18 protein-coding genes are annotated in these 18,662 nt (G+C 68.1%); 8 read left to right on the top strand and 10 right to left on the bottom strand.

Annotated elements, in window-relative coordinates:
* Nucleotides 1-16: 16 nt before the first annotated feature.
* Nucleotides 17-1,330, bottom strand: a complete 1,314-nt coding sequence (locus tag PP359_RS09940; RefSeq protein ID WP_036320437.1) for a cation:proton antiporter domain-containing protein — start codon at nucleotides 1,328-1,330, stop codon at nucleotides 17-19.
* Nucleotides 1,331-1,411: 81 nt separating this feature from the next.
* On the bottom strand, nucleotides 1,412-1,882 hold the full coding sequence (rraA, locus tag PP359_RS09935) for a ribonuclease E activity regulator RraA (RefSeq protein WP_036320440.1): 471 nt from the start codon (nucleotides 1,880-1,882) through the stop codon (nucleotides 1,412-1,414).
* Between the two features lie 187 nt (nucleotides 1,883-2,069).
* Here rraA and PP359_RS09930 point away from each other — a divergent pair, with 187 nt between their 5' ends.
* The 3 genes from PP359_RS09930 to PP359_RS09920 all read left to right on the top strand — a co-directional run bounded on the left by PP359_RS09930 (nucleotide 2,070) and on the right by PP359_RS09920 (nucleotide 4,348).
* Nucleotides 2,070-2,651, top strand: coding sequence for a nitroreductase family protein (locus PP359_RS09930; RefSeq protein ID WP_499250472.1), 582 nt, complete (start codon nucleotides 2,070-2,072; stop codon nucleotides 2,649-2,651).
* Nucleotides 2,652-2,891: 240 nt separating this feature from the next.
* Nucleotides 2,892-3,920, top strand: coding sequence for a hypothetical protein (locus tag PP359_RS09925; protein WP_499250471.1), 1,029 nt, complete (start codon nucleotides 2,892-2,894; stop codon nucleotides 3,918-3,920).
* Nucleotides 3,917-4,348: a GntR family transcriptional regulator gene (locus tag PP359_RS09920; RefSeq protein ID WP_499250470.1), complete on the top strand. Its 432-nt coding sequence runs from the start codon at nucleotides 3,917-3,919 to the stop codon at nucleotides 4,346-4,348. Before PP359_RS09925 ends, PP359_RS09920 begins: the two co-directional genes overlap by 4 nt.
* Before the next feature lie 21 nt (nucleotides 4,349-4,369).
* On the opposite strand, the gene PP359_RS09915 is transcribed toward PP359_RS09920, so the two are convergent.
* A complete protein-coding gene (locus tag PP359_RS09915) occupies nucleotides 4,370-6,595 on the bottom strand; it encodes an ATP-dependent Clp protease ATP-binding subunit (RefSeq protein WP_294943981.1) in 2,226 nt (741 codons plus the stop codon).
* 141 nt (nucleotides 6,596-6,736) lie between these two features.
* Here PP359_RS09915 and PP359_RS09910 point away from each other — a divergent pair, with 141 nt between their 5' ends.
* The 5 genes from PP359_RS09910 to PP359_RS09890 are packed head-to-tail and all read left to right on the top strand — an operon-like array spanning nucleotide 6,737 to nucleotide 10,166.
* The gene (locus PP359_RS09910; protein WP_112932014.1) at nucleotides 6,737-7,030 is read left to right on the top strand and encodes a type VII secretion target; all 294 of its coding nucleotides are present in this window, start codon (nucleotides 6,737-6,739) and stop codon (nucleotides 7,028-7,030) included.
* Entirely contained in the window at nucleotides 7,027-8,433 is a 1,407-nt protein-coding gene (locus PP359_RS09905; RefSeq protein WP_499250469.1) for a hypothetical protein, read from the top strand. The genes PP359_RS09910 and PP359_RS09905 overlap by 4 nt, the downstream gene beginning before the upstream one ends.
* A 14-nt stretch (nucleotides 8,434-8,447) precedes the next feature.
* Nucleotides 8,448-9,023: a hypothetical protein gene (locus PP359_RS09900; RefSeq protein ID WP_294943976.1), complete on the top strand. Its 576-nt coding sequence runs from the start codon at nucleotides 8,448-8,450 to the stop codon at nucleotides 9,021-9,023.
* 8 nt (nucleotides 9,024-9,031) lie between these two features.
* Nucleotides 9,032-9,601 carry a hypothetical protein gene (locus PP359_RS09895; RefSeq protein WP_112932017.1) on the top strand — a complete coding sequence of 190 codons (570 nt, stop codon included), beginning with the start codon at nucleotides 9,032-9,034 and terminating at the stop codon, nucleotides 9,599-9,601.
* A 10-nt stretch (nucleotides 9,602-9,611) separates the two neighbouring features.
* Nucleotides 9,612-10,166, top strand: coding sequence for a hypothetical protein (locus tag PP359_RS09890; RefSeq protein WP_295819865.1), 555 nt, complete (start codon nucleotides 9,612-9,614; stop codon nucleotides 10,164-10,166).
* Nucleotides 10,167-10,174: 8 nt separating this feature from the next.
* Here the strand turns inward: PP359_RS09890 and PP359_RS09885 are convergent, their stop codons facing one another.
* The 7 genes from PP359_RS09885 to PP359_RS09855 form a co-directional block, all read right to left on the bottom strand.
* The gene (locus PP359_RS09885) at nucleotides 10,175-11,161 is read right to left on the bottom strand and encodes a GlxA family transcriptional regulator (RefSeq protein ID WP_036320462.1); all 987 of its coding nucleotides are present in this window, start codon (nucleotides 11,159-11,161) and stop codon (nucleotides 10,175-10,177) included.
* Between the two features lie 200 nt (nucleotides 11,162-11,361).
* Entirely contained in the window at nucleotides 11,362-12,414 is a 1,053-nt protein-coding gene (locus PP359_RS09880) for a LacI family DNA-binding transcriptional regulator (protein WP_005051831.1), read from the bottom strand.
* Nucleotides 12,411-13,799, bottom strand: coding sequence for a glycoside hydrolase family 13 protein (locus PP359_RS09875; protein ID WP_499250468.1), 1,389 nt, complete (start codon nucleotides 13,797-13,799; stop codon nucleotides 12,411-12,413). The genes PP359_RS09880 and PP359_RS09875 overlap by 4 nt, the downstream gene beginning before the upstream one ends.
* Nucleotides 13,800-13,801: 2 nt before the next feature.
* The gene (locus PP359_RS09870) at nucleotides 13,802-14,623 is read right to left on the bottom strand and encodes a carbohydrate ABC transporter permease (protein ID WP_036320471.1); all 822 of its coding nucleotides are present in this window, start codon (nucleotides 14,621-14,623) and stop codon (nucleotides 13,802-13,804) included.
* Complete coding sequence (locus PP359_RS09865; RefSeq protein ID WP_112932020.1) at nucleotides 14,620-15,564, bottom strand: carbohydrate ABC transporter permease; 945 nt, start codon at nucleotides 15,562-15,564, stop codon at nucleotides 14,620-14,622. Before PP359_RS09865 ends, PP359_RS09870 begins: the two co-directional genes overlap by 4 nt.
* An 8-nt stretch (nucleotides 15,565-15,572) precedes the next feature.
* Nucleotides 15,573-16,826 carry an ABC transporter substrate-binding protein gene (locus tag PP359_RS09860; RefSeq protein WP_239498486.1) on the bottom strand — a complete coding sequence of 418 codons (1,254 nt, stop codon included), beginning with the start codon at nucleotides 16,824-16,826 and terminating at the stop codon, nucleotides 15,573-15,575.
* 36 nt (nucleotides 16,827-16,862) lie between these two features.
* Entirely contained in the window at nucleotides 16,863-18,608 is a 1,746-nt protein-coding gene (locus PP359_RS09855) for a glycoside hydrolase family 13 protein (RefSeq protein ID WP_112932021.1), read from the bottom strand.
* Nucleotides 18,609-18,662 lie beyond the last annotated feature (54 nt).

Below are 18,662 nucleotides of genomic sequence, written 5' to 3'. Positions count from 1 at the left end.
CGCACCCCGAGACGGGTCAGTGATCGGCGGATGCCGGTGCCTTCGCGGGCGGCGCGAGCACCGGCATCCGTCGATTGACGAACTGGGGAACCGCGATGCCGTGCAGCAGGATGCTGCCGACGACGGTGAACACCATGATCGCGAGGACGTCGTAGGCCTCCGCGTCGGGCAGCTTGTTGAAGGCGAGCAGCCCGAAGACGATCGTCGCGGTGCCGCGTGGGCCGACGACCCCGATGAGGGTGCGCGACCCCCAGGGCACGGGCGATCCCAGCATCGACAGGTACACCGGCACGATACGGAACAACGTCAACGCCAGGACGACGAGCACGAGCAGGCGCCAGTCCACGCCGTTGATGATGACGACGGTGGTCATCGCTCCCAGGACGAACCACACGATGTTGGCGGCGAGGGTGCCGGCTTCTTCGACGAGAAGGATCTCGGGGTGCGGGATCGTGCGCTCGTCGGTGCGCTTGGTCCGTGCGATGCGGTAGACGATGCCGGCGACGAACGCCGCGACGAAGCCGTTCGCCGCGACGCTGCTGAGTGTCGCGACGCCGAAGGCGATGAGGGGAACGAGAAGCATGACGTAGCGGATGCCGGGGGCGTCGGCCCAGCCGCGGCGCGAGGCCCATCGCACGCACACGCCGAAGACACCGCCGATGACCGCGCCGACGACAATCGCGATCGCGGTGGCGGGAACGGCCCCGAAGAAGGCCTCGAAGAACTCCCCCAACCGCTCTTCGAGCTGCGATTCGTTCTCGGGTGACAGGGTGTCGGAGTTGACGGCCGCCAGGATCGTCGGCCAGGCGATCGCCGCGGCCAGCGCCATGGCGAACACCGGCGAGACCAACCCGTCGTTGTAGCCGCTTTCGACATTCAAGATCTGGCGCACCCGGGCGGGAATGCGCGGCGAGCGCAGCAGCGTCGCCGCCGGCGCGAAGTCGGTCGGCATGATGACGCACGCGACGACGATGAGGATGAAGACGCTGAGATGGGGCAGCAGGAACAGTCCGCTCACCACGACCGCCAAGATCGACAGCGGCAGGGCGACGAGCACGAGGCGCGCGATCGTTCGCCCTTCGCCGCCGAAGACGCCCCCGCTCACCTCGCACGCATCGACGAACAGCAGCACGGCGAGGATCAGCTCCACGACGTGCTCGGCGGCGTCACTGCCCACCGCATCGGAGAAGCCGGTGACGTCGATGAGCACGAGCACTGCTCCGGCGAGAGCGAGCACGGCCGGACCGGCCACGCCGGTGCGTTCGAAACGATGAGCGACGACCGACCACAGACCGATCACGACGAAGCCCAGCAGGAAGATCAGCGGCACCGTTCACCTCTCCTCGGCTGTCTCGGGCGCACGGCCCCCGGTTTCCGGGATCAGTCTGCCAGTCGATGCCGCCGCCGCGTGTCAGCGCTCCACGAGCACACCGTCGGCATCCGCCCAGACATGGGCCCCGGGACGGAACACGACGCCGGCGATCTCCACCGGCACGTCGAGCTCGCCGACGCCCGCCTTGGCGCTCTTGCGGGGGTTCGAGCCGAGGGCCTTGACACCGAGATCGAGCGCGGCGATCGCAACCCGGTCGCGGATCGCGCCGTGCACGATGAGGCCGGCCCAACCGTTCGCGACCGCGGATGCCGCGATCAGGTCGCCCACGAGCGCCGATTCCAGCGAGCCGCCGCCGTCGATCACGAGCACGGCGCCCTCGCCCGGGGTCGCGAGCGTCGCCTTGACGAGCGCGTTGTCACGGTGGCAGCGGATCGTGCGGACCGGGCCGTCGAACGCCGCCCGTCCGCCGAAGTCGTGCAGCTGCAGGGCGAGCGAGTCCAGCGCGTCCCCGCGCTCGTCGTACAGGTCGGCCGTCGCGATGGTGGTCATGACGCCACGCTAACGAGACGCAGGGGCGCGGGGCGACGTCATGAGCGCGGAAGTTCCGGCATCCTTCCGCCGCCAGCAAACTCATAGGTCCTCACGGGAACAAGACGTCGGTTCCATACGGTTGCATCGACCGGGCCGATGGCGTCCCACCGACAAACCGTCCTTCATCCTTCTTCAGGAGACGACCATGAGCACCATCGCCGCACACCCCGCCGACACCGACGCGCCGATTCTCGACGTCCTCGCCGAGCGCTGGAGCACCCGTGTCTTCGACCCCGCGACGCCGATCGACGAGGATGCGCTCGCCAGCGCGCTCGAGGCGGCCCGCTGGGCACCTTCCGCCAACAACACGCAGCCGTGGCGCTTCGTGGTCGCCCGCCGCGGCTCGGCCGCGCACGCGCAGATCGTGGACGCCCTGATGGGCTTCAACCAGTCGTGGGCCGCAGACGCCGCCGCTCTCGTCGTCTTCGCATCGGCCGCCGCGCTCGACGGCAAGCCGCTGCCGTGGGCCGCGTACGACACGGGCCAGGCGGCCGCCCACTTCACGGTTCAGGCGCACGCCTCGGGCCTGCACACCCACCAGATGGGCGGCTTCGACCGTGACGCTATCGCCGCGGCGTTCGGCTTCGGCGACGACCTCGTGGCCGTGACTGTGATGGCCGTCGGCGCCCTCGGCGACATCGACGCCGCTCCCGAGGCGCTGCGCGAGCGCGAGCTGGCCCCGCGCGCGCGTCGCCCCGTCGCGGAGTCGCTCATCGTCAACGACTGACGCGCGGCGCCCGCCCCGCCCCGCCACGCGAGACCCCGCCCCGCCCCGCGAGAAACCACTCCCCGCACGAGAAACCCGTGCAGGAGTGGTTTTTCGCGTGCGGAGTGGTTTTTCGCGAGTCGTCCGTCGTCGGATGCCGCGGCATCCGTGCCTGCCACGATCGCTCTTGTACTTCACTCGAGATACAAATTGTGATACTTGTGTAGTACAAGTTCTCGATGCACGAGCGAGAGGCGCCCGATGACGACGACCAGCCGCACCCTCACCCCTATCGATCTGCTCGACGCGGGTCTTCACTCGCCGGCGATCTGCGCGGTGCTGGCTCTGATCCTCGCTACCGCGCTCGCACTCCTGGCGTCAGGCAGGCGGACGCGCGCAGCGTCCTCCGCAACCGACCTGTCGATCGCCCGCGCGCACGCAGTCGAGCACCGCGGCATCGCCGTCGTCGCCGGCGCCGTCGTTGTGGCGTTTCTCACCGAGTTCCTCACGCGCGGGGATCTCGCCAGCGGCGTCGAGCTGCGGTGGTGGCGATTCGCGGTCCCCCTGACGGTCGCTGCGGGAGGGCTGGTCATCGTCGCGGCCTTCATCGCTCGACGACGGATGCCGCGCGTCGCCGCACCCATGCCCCCGACCGCTCGACGAACGTGGCGCAGCTTTAGCTCGGCCTCGTCGCTGTGGTTCACGGCGGGCGCCATCGGGATGCTCGTCGCGACCACGGTCGGAGCCGGGGCCGCGTCATCCATTGACGACGAGGGGCGCTACGCGCGTCTCACCATCCCCATCCCCAACGCCCCTGACGTACCCGCATTGCAGTTCCCGTTCTACGGCTGGGCCTACGGGGTTCCGGTCCTGGTCTGCCTTTCTTCGGCGACCGCGGTACTCGTGGCCGTCCTCCACCTGAATTCCGCGCGCCGGTTCCAGAGTGTCCAGAGCATGCCGGCAGAGAGCATACTTCGGCGCCGCACGGCACGAGACTCCGCGACCCTCGTCGCTGCCACGGCGGTGTTGACGACGGCAGAGGCGTGGCGGAAGATCGCAGACGCAGGATCGGCGTCGTCGCTCACGGTGGGCTCCCCCACCGGCGAAGCGACGTACGAGACACCCTGGCGCTTCGCAGAGTTGGCCGTAGCCGCCGGGTGGCTTGCTCCGCTTCTCGAGGTCGCGGCACTGACCATCCTCCTGCTGCTCGTCTCCGGTGGAGTTCAGACTCGTCGGCGCGCGATCGCGCAGGTTGCACCGCTGAGTCACCCGCTCGGGAGCATGAGGTGACCCCGCGCCCGGGCAACGCAGCGGAACAGACCAGATCAGCCCGCGACATCTACGGACAGCTGCGTGGCCACATCCTGGGAGGAGCCTTCGGCGCCGACGAGAAGCTGCCCACCGTGCGACAGATGGCGTCTGACATGGGGGTTTCACCGGGCACGGTCGCGAAGGCATACAAGCTGCTGGAACAGGACGGCCTCGTGGTGACCAGGACCGCGGCGGGTACGCGGGTCTCGGCATCAGCCGCTCGGCTGCCCGCATCGCTGACCCGGCGGCTGCGTGCTGTGATCGAGGAAGCCGCCGTCACGGGAGCCCGCGTGGAGGACGTGATCGACGTCTTGCGCAGCACCTGGCCACCCGCGACCGCCCTGGGCGACCCCGTTGGCGCCGATGCCGACATCGACGGGTCGGTTCCCGACGTCAGCGCCAGGTGAGCACGAGCGCCCACAAGGTCGTCAGTCGTCGAGCAGCTCGGCCTCGATCACGTCGTCATCGTCGGATGCCGCGGCATCCCCGCTCTCGTCGGGCGCCGCTCCCGCGCTGGTGAGCACGAGGCTCGAGCCGTCGGCGGCGACGTCGACGCGCACGAGGTCGCCGTCTCGGACACCGCCCGAGAGCAGCGCCATCGCGAGCCGGTCCTGGATCTCGGACTGGATGAGGCGACGCAGCGGCCGGGCCCCGAAGATCGGGTCGTACCCGCGCTCGGCGAGCCACGCTCGCGCGTCGGGGGTGACCGCCAGCGTGAGCCGACGATCGCGCAGCCGTCGTTGGAGGGCGTCGACCGACAGCTCCACGATCTGTGCCAGGTCGTCCTGACTGAGCGCCTGGAACATCACGATGTCGTCGAGCCGGTTGAGGAACTCGGGGCGGAACGCCGTGCGCACGAGCGCCATGACCTGCTCACGCTTCTGCGTGAGCGTCAGCGTCGGGTCGATGAGGATCGGCGAGCCGAGGTTCGACGTCAGGATCAGGATCGTGTTGGTGAAGTCGACCGTGCGCCCCTGACCGTCGGTGAGCCGGCCGTCGTCGAGCACCTGCAGCAGGATGTCGAACACCTCGGGATGCGCCTTCTCGACCTCGTCGAGGAGCACCACCGAGTACGGCCGACGCCGCACGGCCTCGGTGAGCTGACCGCCCTGTTCGTAGCCGATGTAGCCGGGAGGGGCGCCGACCAGCCGCGCGACGGAGTGCTTCTCGCCGTACTCGCTCATGTCGATGCGCACCATCGCACGCTCATCGTCGAACAGGAACTCGGCGAGCGCCTTCGCCAGCTCGGTCTTGCCGACACCGGTGGGCCCGAGGAAGAGGAACGAGCCCGTCGGGCGGTTCGGGTCGCTGATGCCGGCGCGCGAGCGGCGCACCGCATCCGAGACGGCCTTCACGGCGTCCTTCTGGCCGATCAGCCGCTTGCCGAGCTCGGCCTCGAGGTGCACGAGCTTCTCGCTCTCGCCCTGCAGCAGGCGTCCGACGGGGATGCCGGTCCACGCGGCGATGACGGCGGCGATATCGGCATCCGTCACCTGGTCACCCACCATCCGCTCGCCGCCCTCGGCAGCCTCCGCGTTCTCGGCCTGCGCGACCTGTCGCTCCAGCGCCGGAATCTCGGCGTAGTACAGCCGCGAGGCCTTCTCGAGATTGCCCTCGCGCTGGGCGCGCTCCGCCTCGACGCGCGCCTGGTCCAGGCGCGTCTTGAGGTCACCGACCGCGTTCAGCGAAGCGCGCTCGCGCTCCCATCGCGCCTGCAGCTCGTCGAGGCGGGCCTGTTCGACCTTGAGGGTTTCGCGAAGCGTCGCCAGCCGCTCCTTCGACGCGGCATCCTTCTCGCGCTTGAGGGCCAGCTCTTCGAGCTTGAGGCGGTCGACGTGGCGGCGCAGCTCGTCGATCTCGAGCGGCGCGGAGTCGATCTCCATGCGCAGGCGCGACGCGGCCTCGTCGATCAGGTCGATGGCCTTGTCGGGCAACTGACGCGAGGGGATGTAGCGATTCGACAGGGATGCCGCGGCCACGAGCGCGCCGTCGGCGATGGCGACCTTGTGGTGTGCCTCGTAGCGCTCCTTGAGGCCGCGCAGGATCGCGACGGTGTCCTCGACGCTGGGCTCACCGACGTACACCTGCTGGAAGCGACGCTCCAGCGCGGCATCCTTCTCGATGAACTCGCGATACTCGTCGAGCGTCGTCGCGCCGATGAGGCGGAGCTCACCGCGCGCGAGCATCGGCTTGAGCATGTTGGAGGCGGCGACCGACCCCTCGCCACCTCCGGCACCCATGAGCACGTGCAGCTCGTCGATGAAGGTGATGATGCGACCCTCGGACTCGGTGATCTCTTTGAGCACGCTCTTGAGGCGCTCCTCGAACTGTCCGCGGTACATGGCACCGGCCACGAGCGCGGAGATGTCGAGCGAGACGAGCTCCTTGTCCTTGAGCGACTCGGCCACGTCGCCGGCGACGATGCGCTGGGCGAGGCCCTCGACCACCGCCGTCTTGCCGACGCCGGGCTCGCCGATGAGGACGGGGTTGTTCTTCGTGCGACGGGTGAGCACCTGGCTGACGCGCCGGATCTCACTGTCGCGTCCGATCACCGGATCGAGCTTGCCCTGCCGGGCGCGGTCGGTGAGATTGATCCCGAACTGTTCGAGCGCGCTCTGCTGCTCCTCCTGCCCGGGCTGGGGCTGTGCGTTCATCACTTCTCCTTGAAATCTGCGAGGCTCAAACTTGAGCCATCTGGACTCAACTTTATCAAAACGTGATGCGGGCGGCAAGGGGCCGCGCGATGGGCAGTCCTCCCCATCGCGACGACGCCGGGGCTCACCTAAAGTGACGACGTGGCCGATCTCGTCGTCAATACGGAGAACCTCCGAAACCTCGCGAACCAGCTCGCGACCGTCCACGGCACCCTCACCGCCGCGGACGGCGATGCGCGCGACCTGGCGGGGATGATCCCGCACGCCGGGCTCGCCTCCGCCGTGGACGAGTTCACCTCGGGGTGGGACCGGCGCCGCAAAGACCTCGCGGATCGCGTGGACCAGCTGCAGAAGCGCGCCGACGGCGCCGCCGATGCCTTCGAAGGCGTCGACGGCCAGCTGGCCGACAAGCTCACGGAGGGAAGCAACGGATGAGCATGGCACCCATCGGCGGCGACGTCGCCGGCATCCGCGGGCACGCCGCGCGCTACAGTTCCACCGCCCGCGCGGTGTCGGAAGCGGTCGAGATGCTCCAGGCGGTGATCGACGCGTCGCAGCAGGAGACGAGCGACGCGGTCGAAGCGCTGGCTGGGACGATCGGCGACACGAATACCTACCTCTCCCGCATCCGCGAGCGGTACGAAGTGGCCGGCTCCGCGCTGTCCGACTTCGCGAACGAACTCGAGCAGGCGCAGCAGCAGGCGGCCGGGGCCATCGCCGCGCACGACGACGCCCAGCGTCGGCACATGTACGCGCAGCGCAACCTCTCGGAGGCTCGCGAGGCCACGCAGCAGACCGTCGACCCGAACGAGCTCGCGGAGGCGACGGATGCCGCGCGTCGCTACTCCTCGATGAGCACGACGGCCGCGAGTGATCTATCGCAGGCACAGGCCGCTTACGATGCCGCGCTCCAGCGCGTGCAGCGGGCCGGCGACGCCGCGGCATCCACGATCTCGCAGACGGTGTCCAGCGATTCGCTCAACGACTCGTGGTGGGACAACGTCCTGGACTGGGTGAACCAGAACGCGGAGTGGCTGAAGGTCGTCAAGGACATTCTGACGGTCGTCACCGCCATCGTCGGCGTGCTGTCGATCTTCTTCCCCGTGCTCGCACCCATCGCCCTGGGGCTCGCCGTCCTGTCGATGGGGCTGAGCTTCCTCCTCGCATCATCGGGCGACGGATCGTGGTTCGACTTCGCGCTGGACGCCATCGGCGTGCTGACCTTCGGCGTCGGCAGCGCCGCGCTGGCCGGCATCAAACTCGGCACCGTCGCCCTGCGCGGCGGCCGCGCGGCCACACTCGCGGTGCGCAGCCCCGGGATGGTGTGGGGCAACGGCGCGCGCCAGGTCATCGGCAATCTGCTCGACCGGGGCCTGGTGGGATCGATCCGCCAGCCGCTGCGGATGGTGGCCGACGAGAGCGCGAGCGTCCTGTCGGCACGGCCGAGCTTCGCACAGGTCGTCACGCACTGGGGTGACGATGCGATGAAGGGCATCCGCGAGTCGGACAGCATCATCATCTCCGAGTTCGACCAGATCGCGTCGCAGGCGCGGCTCGGCGCCGGAGGCGCCATCGACAACCTCGTGACGAGCGGCGTCGACAGCCTGAAGGGAGTCGTCGGGACGATGGGCAAGATCGGCTCGTCGCTCGACGCCTACAACCTGGTCGGAATCGGGATCAACCGCAGCGACCAGCTGGTCAACTGGGTTCAGGACCAGACCGGGGTCCAGACACCGCTGGGTACCCTCACGACCGGCCTCAACGAGGTGTACGGATTCGTTCCGGGGCTGTTCGAGGCGCCGATGGGAGCGGACTGGCGCTCCGCCTCCACCCCGTGACGCTCGAGCGCCGCGTGGCATGGGAGGCCCGCTTCGGGGACGGCCTCTTCCTCGCCACCATCCTCTGGATTGTCTTCGGTGCACTCCCGACGATCGGCTTGCTGGTGGGACAGCTCGTGACCGGTTCGTTCGTGAGCAAAGGCATCGTGCCCGACAGCTTTCCCGCCTTCATGCCACCGTGGTGGGCGGCCTACCCCATGACCCTGCTGCTCGTGGTGTTGGCCCTGGGGTCGCTGCCACTGCCCCTGCGGGGTCCGCGGGCAACCACGCGGAGCACACTTCTGACGGTGCTCGTGCTGACCTTCAGCACGACGCTCTACATCGCCGCAGCCGCCGGGGCGGCGGAAGCCCACGAGGGTCGCGTCAATTTCTTCGGGGTCGACAACCTCGTGTTCATCCAGTTCTTCCTGATCCTCGTCACCGTCGCACGCATGCTGCTGAGCGGACTGCGCCTGCTGCCGCGAACGTGGCGGGAGTACAGAGACGACGACGGTACCGTGGTGCCGCCGAAAGAGATCGTGCGTCGCGCCCCGCGCCGCCCGTGGGACTGGAATCGCAACCGGATGCAGCGCCGTCCGCCGGGGCAGTGAAGGACACCATGAACGAGATCGCGCCCCCGCGCTACCGGCTCGTGCTGCCGCCGGGCTTCCTGCTCATCCCCGTCGGCCACTCCACGGACGACGAGATCACCGCCCTCGTCCGTCGGCATTATCGCGACCTGCCTCGCGACAGCTACGGCCCGCAGATCGACCGGACCGCCGCTCAGCTGGTCGCCGCTGCGCGCAGCGCCCGCGAGGCCGGCGTCCTCGACCTCATCGTGCCGATGGGCGTGCCGTGGCGCGCGCCGGTGTCGCTGGCGATCGCGATCAGCACCGGCACGGCACCCGCCGTCGACGACCCGGAGCCCTCGGCATCCGAGATCAGCGAGACCGTGACGACATCCGCAGGCGAGGCCGTTCGAGCGACCGAGAGGTTCGCCGTGCCCACAAGAGCCGACGAGATGGCACCGTTGATGAGAGTGCGCTTCCGATGGCCGATTCCCGATAGCGACCGGCAGCTGGTCGCGATCTGCACGATCAGCGGCACGGTCGACCCCGAACTCGCGCCGATCGTCGACGCCCTCGCGGAGCTCGGCGATCTGCTGCTGCAGACGCTTCGCTGGGACTGAGAGGAACTTCATGGCCATCGACATGGACTACGACCTGGACCGCTGGGTCTACGTGCCGAACCTCTTCCCCTGGGAGTCGTTCGGCGACGAGGAGCAGTGGGCGGATGCCGTCGCACGCGCCTTCGGCGGCGAAGGCCGCACGGCCGCACCCGCAGAGCTGGTCGACTGGCTGCGGGCCTACCTGGTCGGCGCCGTGCGCAGCAACCGATCGGGAACGATCCGCTTCGTGCATCTACCGAACATCACCGCACCGCACGCCATCGTCGACGTCTACGACATGCCGCATCGCGACGACGTCGCACTGATCGACCTCACGCATGAGAAGCAGGGACCTGCAGTGCGCGAGCCCGAGGTCGTCCCGTTCGACTCCGAGCATCTCGGCGCGGGGATCAAATCCACGCGATGGGTGCGCACCGAGGCCGACGCGATCGTCCGAGCCACCAACTGGGTCTGGCGCACCGGCGAGCGCGACATCGTGGTGATGACCGCCAGCTCCGACCTCCCTCTCGCCGAGGCTCTCGACCCGGTGGTCGACGAACTGGCCCGTACGATCCGCCTGGCCTGAGGCCGCGATCAGGAGGCCATCGCCTCCAGATCTGCAGGCACCGGCGTCGTGCACGTGAAGCGCGCGCGGTAGGCGGTGGGCGTCAGCCCCAGAGTGCGCCCGAAGTTCTGCCGCAGCACGGCCGCCGACCCGAAGCCGCACGCCGACGCGATGGCGTCCAGGCCCAGGTCGGTCTGCTCGAGCAGACGCTGTGCGTGGATGATCCGCTGGCGTCCCAGCCAGGCCGCGGGCGTCGTGCCGTAGTCGGCTTTGAATCGACGCGCGAAGGTGCGCGGTGACATGTGAGCACGGGCGGCGAGCTGATCCACCGACAGATCGAGGGTGAGGTTCTCGAGCATCCACTCGGTGACCGGTGTGAGCGAGAGCGACGTGGATTCGGGCAGCGGCTTCGCGATGAACTGCGCCTGGCCGCCGTCGCGCTGGGGAGGGACGACCATGCGGCGCGCGATCGTGTTGGTCATCTCGGCGCCGAGCTCGAGGCGCAGCAGGTGAAGGCATGCGTCCAGCCCCGCTGCCGTGCCGGCGCTGGTGATGATGCGCCCGTCCTGGACGTACAGAACGTTGGGGTCGACGTCGATGCGCGGATACATCTCGGCCATCGTGTCGGCGTAGCGCCAATGGGTCGTCGCACGCCGGCCATCCAGCACCCCGGCAGCCGCCACCACGAACGAGCCGCTGCAGACCGTGAGCACCCAGGCGCCTCGCTCGACGGCGCGGCGCACCACGGCGGACACGCGTTCGTCCACGTGTGCCCACTGGTCGCGCGGGATCGGGGTGATGACGACGAGATCGGCCTCGTCGGCGAACGACAGATCGTCGTCGACGTTGATCGAGAAGCGCAGGTTGCTCGGCACCGCGCCCGGGTCGGGCGCGACGACGCGGAAGTCGAAGTTCGGGATGCCGTCGTCCGACCGATCGAGCCCGAACGCCTCGCAGGCCAGACCGAACTCGAAGGGAGCGAAACCGGGCTGGACGACGCAGGCGATGGTCTTCATGGCAGGAATCCTACTCCTTTGAGCAGTTCTGCCACTCGTGACTCTCCGGCTACGGGCATAGCTTTTCTGCCATGCTCATCTTCTTCCTCGTTCTCGCACTCGTCATCGTCGTCTCGGTCGGCGCGACCGTTCGCGCCCTCATCACCGACGACTACCGACCGGTGCGGACCGACCGGTCGCGCCTGCCGTGAGGACGCCGCCTACCCGGCGGGCGCCGGGCCTGTGGACTCGCGAACCAGCAGCGCCGTGCTCAACCGCCGCTGATGCACGTCGATCGTCGTTTCGTCTGACGCGGCGATAGCCTCCACGAGATATTCCGCCGCCAACCGGCCCTTCGAGACGATCGGCTGGCGCACTGTCGTGAGAGTCGGTCGCGTCCATCCCGCTTCGATGAGGTCGTCGAATCCCGAGACGGACAGGTCGCGCGGAACGTCCACCCCCGCCTCTCGCGCACCGTCGAGCACGCCCACGGCCAGGATGTCGCTGAACGCCACGATGGCCGTCGGACGACGAGATGCCTCCCACGCGCGACGGAATGCGGACGCGCCGCCGGCACGCGTGTTGGGCGCTTCGACGATGTCGATCCCGTCGTCCAACAAGTCGATACCGACCTTCGCCAACGCGCGGACCGCCCCGTCCAAACGCTGTCGGACGGCGCCCCGCCACGCCGCGCGGCCCCCATCGGCCTCCGTCTCGAAGGCGACGAAGGTGAATCGGCGATGTCCGAGACCGACGAGGTAGTCGACGACTTCCTCCATCGCCGCACCATCGTCGATGTCGACGCGGGAGACACCATCGTGATCCTCACTGTCGACAAGCACGAAAGGCACTCCCCGCTGTTGCAGCGCCGTCACTTCGCCCCGATCGAACTCCAGACCGCAAACGATGAAGCCATCCACGGCCGCGTAGGGGATGGCTTTGAGCATCGATCCGCGCAGGGGCGGAGCCAGCAGCAGAGTGAAGCCCTCGCGCTGACACACCTGCCCGATCCCCTGCATGAAGAGCGTGTAGTAGGGGTTTTCCAGAACGCGGTCGAGTTGCTGCGGCAGCAGCAGACCGAGGCTGTCGGTACGGCGCCGACGCAGCATCCGGGCGGCCGGGTCCTGGGAGTACCCGAGCTCGGACGCCGCGGCGAGAATGTTCTCGAGCGTCGTCGCAGAGAGCTTCCGCGGGTCGTTGTAGGCCAAAGAGACGGCCGACTTCGAGACCTTGGCGCGGTCTGCGACGTCCTGCATCGTCGGTCGCCGGTTCATGCGCCGGCCCCGCCGAATGGGCGGCGTGCCATCAGCGCGCCACCGGCGCGAATGCGCCAGTTCCGGGCCGAGGCGTCTCCGTCGACGTCGACGACCGTCCAGTCCTGATCTCCGCGCAGCTCGACGTGCGCCGCCGGGTCGACGTCGATGCCCTGCCCCCGATGCACGATCGCCACCACCTGCTCATCCTCCCAGAGACGCGACACGAGGACGGTGTCGGCATCCAGCGCCGACACCTGCTGCGTTCCGCGACGCAGCGCCGGCCACTGCGCTCGCCGTCGCGCAAGCGCACGGACACCCTCGTACAGGGCCGTCGACCAGCGCTTGCGATCCCACACCATGCCCGCCCGGCATCCCGGATCGTTCTGCCCGCGCATGCCGACCTCGTCGCCGTAATAGAGCATGGGCGCTCCCTCGGCGGCGAACAACAGCGTGAACGCAGCGAGAGCCGACTGCTCGTCGTCGCCGTGTCGCGTCAGCAGGCGTTCCGTGTCGTGGCTGCCGAGCAGGTTGAGCATTCCGCGATGGAATCCCTCCGGGATGCGAGCACGCAGGCGATTCATCCCCTCCGCGAACGCGAAGCCGTCGATCGTACGATCCGCGGTGAAACCGAGCACCAGGTCGCGCAGGGTGTAGTTCATGGTCCCGTCGGCGAGGTCACCCGTGAGCCACTGCTCGGGCTCGCGCCACTCCTCCGCGACGATGTAGAGGTCATCGTCGCGGTCCTTCACGATCCGGTGGAATTCGCGCCAGAAGCTCTGGTTGATGAAGTACGGGACATCGAGCCTCCACCCGTCGATTCCCTGGTCGATCCAGTAGCGCGCCACATCGCCGTGGTGCGCGCGCACCTCGGGGTTGTAGGTGTTCCACTTGGGGAGGTACCAGCAGCCGGAGCACGTGCGGTAGTTGGGGTTGCCCTCTTCGACGTTCACCGGAAAGCCTTCGACGGAGAACCAGTTCACGTAGGGGGAGGCCGCCTCACGTTCGACGACGTCACGGAATGCCCAGTGTCCATCGCCGCAATGGTTGAGCACGGCATCGAGCACGACGCGAATGCCGCGCGCGTGAGCATCGTCGATGAGCGATCGGAACGCATCGAGGTCGCCGAGACGATGGTCGATACGAAAGTAGTCGACCGCGTCGTAGCGATGGTTGGTACCTGCCTCGAAGATGGGCGTGAGGTAGATCGCGTTCGCTCCCACTGCGGCGATGTGATCCAGGCGTGCGCGGATGCCAGCAAGATCCCCGCCGAAGAAGTTGTCGCGCGTCGGCTCGGCATCCCAGGCCACCACGTCCGGCGGGTTCAGCGACGGATCCCCGTTGGCGAAGCGGTCGGGGAAGATCTGGTAGAAGACGGCATCGGCGAGCCAATCGGGAGCGGGCATGGTCAATCCTTCAATCCGGTGGTGGAGATGCCGCGAACGAGCGCGCGCTGGAAGACGAGGAACACCACGATGGCCGGGATCGTCGCCGTCAACGTGCCGGCCATCAGATAGTTCCAGCTCGTGCCGTAGCGACCGACGAACGACGAGAGTCCGATCTGGATCGTGCGGAAGTCATCGGTGTTGGTGACGAGCAGCGGCCAAAGGAAGTCGTTCCATGCGAAGAGGAAACTGAAGATCGCGAGGGTGGCGAACGCGGGCCTCGACAGTGGCACGATGATGCGGAAGAAGGTGCCGATCCGGCTGCAACCATCGATGCGCGCGGCATCCTCGAGCTCGGTCGGAATCGTCGAGAAGTACTGGCGCAGCAGCACGATGCCGAACACGTCGGCCAGGCGCGGCACGATCAATCCGGCGTACGAGTCGATCCATCCAAGATCGGCCACGATGGCGTACGCGGGGATCACGGTCACGAACGTCGGGATCAGCAGCATCGCGAGCAGGACCACGAAGAGCGTATTGCGAAGCGGGAAACGCAGGCGCGCGAACGCGTAGGCCGCGAGCGCGTCGAGGACGAGGTGTCCGAGCACGATGCCCACGGTCATGATGATGCTGTTGAGGTAGTACTGGGCGAACGGCGCAGCCTGCCAGGCTCTGACGTAGTTCTCCCAGTGCCACGACGTCGGCAGGATCGATGTGTTGGTGTAGGTTTCCGCACGACTGAGGAGCGACGTCGTGAACATCCACAGGAACGGGACGACCACGACCACGGCCCCCAGAATCAGGACGATGTGGCGCGCCGCGCGTGCACCGAGCGATTGCCTCATCGCGCGTCCTTCCCCGAGCCACTGACCCGCCACTGCACGAGGGTCACTCCGAGCACGAGCAGCAGCGTCACGAACGCGATAGCCGTGCCGTAGCCGAAGTCCCCGAGCCGGAACGCCGTGCGGTACATGAACATCCCCAGCACATCCGTGCCGCCGCGCGGGCCACCTTCGGTGAGGACGTAGACCAGGTCGAACGCTTGGAAGCTGGTGATGAGCGCCTGGACCACCACGAAGAACGTCATGGGCGACAGCAGCGGAATCGTCAGGAACCTCAGCCGCTGTCGTGCCGACGCACCGTCCAGCTGTGCGGCCTCGTAGATGCCGTGCGGGAGGGCTTGCATCGCCGTCAGATACAACACCGCGTTGAACCCGATGTTCTTCCAGACCGTCAACAGGGTGAGTGCCCCCAACGCGAGCCAGCGGTCCTGCAACCAGTCCGGCCCGTCAATGCCGATCTGAGCAAGGAGCGCATTGACGAAGCCCGACGGGTCGAGCATGTAGCGCCAGACGATGGCGGCCGCGACCGAAGACGTGACCGCCGGAAGGAAGTAGATCCCCCGGTAGAGACCGCGCCCGCGCAAGGGCGCGTCGAGCAGCAGGGCCACCGCGAGCCCCGTGACGACGCTCAGGACGCAGACACCCGTCGCGTAGAGCACGGTGACGAAGAGGCTGTTCCAGAACTCGGGATCCTGCGACAGCCGGAGGTAGTTGCCGACACCGATGAACTCCTTCGTGGGGTCGAAGCCGTTCCAGGCCGTGAGACTGATGTACCCGGCCGAAACGATCGGGTAGAGGACGAAGATCGCCAACACGACGAGGGCGGGCGCGAGAAACAGCGCCGCCGTGAACACCTGCTCGCGGTCGTAGCGATGTCTGACGCGGGGGTGGGACCCGCCCGACGTCGCAGACGTCGGACGGGTCCCTCGGGTTGTGATCGTCACCGCAGTGCTCAGCCCTTTGCGATGACGGCGTTGACGGCTTTCTCTGCCGCTGCCAACGCGTCGGACACCGTCGCCTCGCCCGCGAGCGCCTTCTCGATCTGCTGCGCGAACGCGAGCGAGATCTGGGGATAGAGGGGCGTGTTGGGCCGGGCGTGAGCGACAGCCATCTGCTCGACGAACGGTCGCAGCAGGGGCTGAGTCTTATCCACCCAGCCGAGGTAATCCGAGCCGGTGGCTACCGAGTTCAGCACGGGGAGCATGCCGGTCTTCTCGCTCCAATCGGTGACCTGCGCGGGCTGGAGGAACCATCCCAGGAAGTCGGCCGCCGCCTTCGTCTTGGCGTCGGAGTTCTGGAAGACCATCGCCTGCTCGCCGCCGAGATTGGTCGCCGGGGCACCATCCTTCGGATACGGCACCTGCGCGGCGCCGAACTCGAACGGTGGGTCGGCGGCCCAGATGCCGACCATCCACGAGCCCTCCTGCGCGGACCCACCCTGCCCCTTCTCGAACTCGCCCCACCGGGCGTAGGGGCTGGCGCCGGAGGAGATCAGATCGACCCAGTACTGCAGGGCCTTCGCACCCTCTGGGGTGTTGAAGGCCGCCGCCGAGTTGTCGGCAGTGAGGAACTCGCCGCCCGCCTGCCACAGGTTGACCTGGAAGTTCCAGGTCAGACCCTCGCCGTTGTCGCCGGCCTGCGTATACAGGTCGTACCCGGGCATGCCGGTGGCGTCGAGGATCTTCTTCGCATCAGCCTTGAGCTCATCCCACGTGGTCGGGGGCTTGTCCGGATCGAGGCCCGCCTTCTGGAAGAGGGTCTTGTTGTACATGTAGCCGAGGTTGTTGGCCGAGACAGGAACGGATACCTGCGACCCGTCGATCGTGCCGAATCCGGTGAGCGCCGGATTGATGTCCGAGAGCGTGTCGGCGGGCAGCAGAGGGGACAGATTCGCAAGCGATCCGATCTGCGCGATCTGTGGGACCCAGACGAGATCGCCGATTGCGACATCGGGAAGCGTCTTCGAGGTCGCGGACGCCCGGAGCTTGGTGAGGAAGTCGGCGTTTGGGACGTTCGTGGTGACGATCTTCACACCCGGATGAGAGGCGTTGTAGGAGTCGACCATGGCATCGAAGGTGTCGGCGTTCGTGCCGTCCCAGTAGTGCCAGATCGTCACGGTGGTGGTGTCGGTGGCCGCGCCGGTCGACGGGGAACAGCCGGCGAAGGCGAGGGTGCCGGCCACCCCCACGGCGAGTGCGGCGGTCATTCTGCGGTGCATCATTGCTCCAATCGGGTGGTGTTCTCAGTGGTGTTCGGGGGAGGTCGGATCGGACGACGCCGGCGCGCGCACGGGCAGCGCGAACCAGGCCGTGCTGTCCGAGGCAACGTTGTCTGGTGCGGCCGGAGCCGTGGCGAGGATGAGCTCGCCGGTGGGCCAGATCTCGGGGATGACGAAAGCGTCCGGCCCCGTGTTGACGACGCACAGCGTGCAACCGCGTTGGAACGCGAGCACGTTGCTCACGCCGGTCTCGAGCCAGAGGAGCGGGTCGGTCGGCGCAAACCGCTCGCGGCGCCGCCGGAGAAGCGTGCGGTAGAGCGAGAGCATCGAATCCGGGTCCACGTCCTGCGCCGCTCGCGCGTAGGCTCCGAACCACGCCGGCTGCGGAAGCCAGGTGGCGCTCGCCCCGCTTCCGAAGCCGAAGTCGCCGGGATCCTTCGTCCAGGGCAGCGGGACGCGACATCCGTCTCGGCCAAGATCCGCGCCCGCAGAGCGGAGCCAGATCGGGTCCTGTCTCGATGCCTGCGGCAGATCGAAGACCTCCGGAAGCCCCAACTCCTCGCCCTGATAGAGGTACACGGTGCCGGGCAGCGCCAGCAGCATCGCGACCGCCGCGGCAGCGCGGCGAGACCCCAGAGCGATGTCGACCGATCCGGTGCGGCGCGCCGCCGAGATCATGTCTGACGGATCGACCGCGTCCAGCAGCTGGGTCTGCCCATATCGGGTGACGGTGCGGTGCACGTCATGGTTGGACAGCGTCCAGGCAGGCGGACCCTCGGACGCGGCGAGCCCCGTCGAGATCGCCTCCCGGAGGCGGGCCGCGTCCCACGGCTGGACGAGGAGATCGAAGCTGAACGCCTGATGCAGCTCGTCCGGTCTGAGGTAGGCCGAGAGTCGGCTCGCCGACGGCACCCAGACCTCACCGACGAAGTACTTCGGGTCGGGGTAGGCGTCGCCCACCGCCCGCCAGTCCCGGTAGATCTCGTGCACTTCCGGCTGGTCCCACATCGCTGCATTGTGACCGCCGGTGCCGTCGTCGGCTCCGGGCCAATCGGGCAGCCCCAGCGCTTTGACGTGGCCGTGCGCGACATCGATCCGGAAGCCGTCGACCCCGCGATCGAACCAGAACCGCATGACGTCGCGGAAGTCCTCGGCAACGTCGGGGTTACGCCAGTTGAGGTCGGGTTGCGCGGAGTCGAACGAGTGCAGGTACCACTGGCCCGGTTGCCCGTCGGCTTCGACGATGCGCGTCCACGCAGATCCGCCGAACACGCTCAGCCAGTTGTTGGGCGGAAGCTCGCCGTCGGGCCCGGCGCCGGCGGCGAAGTGGAAGCGTCGACGCTCTCGGCTGCCCGGCCCCGCCCGCAGGGCCGCTTGGAACCAGGCATGCCGGACGGAGCAGTGGTTGGCGACCATGTCCATGAGGACGCGGATGCCGAGGCGATGGGCGTGCGCCACCAGCGCGTCGAAATCCTCGAGCGTGCCGTAGGTGGGATCGATCGCACGGTAGTCCGCGATGTCATAGCCGTGATCAGCCTGGGGCGAGACATAGCAGGGGTTGAGCCAGATGGCGTCGCAGCCGAGGGCGGCGATGTCGGTGAGACCGGCGATGAGTCCGCGGAGGTCACCGATGCCGTCTCCGTCGCTGTCGCGGAACGACCGCAGGTACACCTGGTAGACGACGGCCCCCTGCCACCAGGCAGGAGCGGGAGTGTCGGTGTCGGTGACGGTGACGGTGTCGGTGACGACGCGTGGTTCGAGAAGAGTCATGGAGATTCCTGAGGTGGTGCCCGGGCGGCGCATATGGCGGCCGCACCGCCCGGG

Origin of the sequence: Sphingomonas sp. BLCC-B65, assembly GCF_028550675.1 — a bacterium.
Classification (GTDB): Bacteria; Actinomycetota; Actinomycetes; order Actinomycetales; family Microbacteriaceae; genus Microbacterium.
This window is presented reverse-complemented; position numbering and strand designations above follow the sequence as displayed.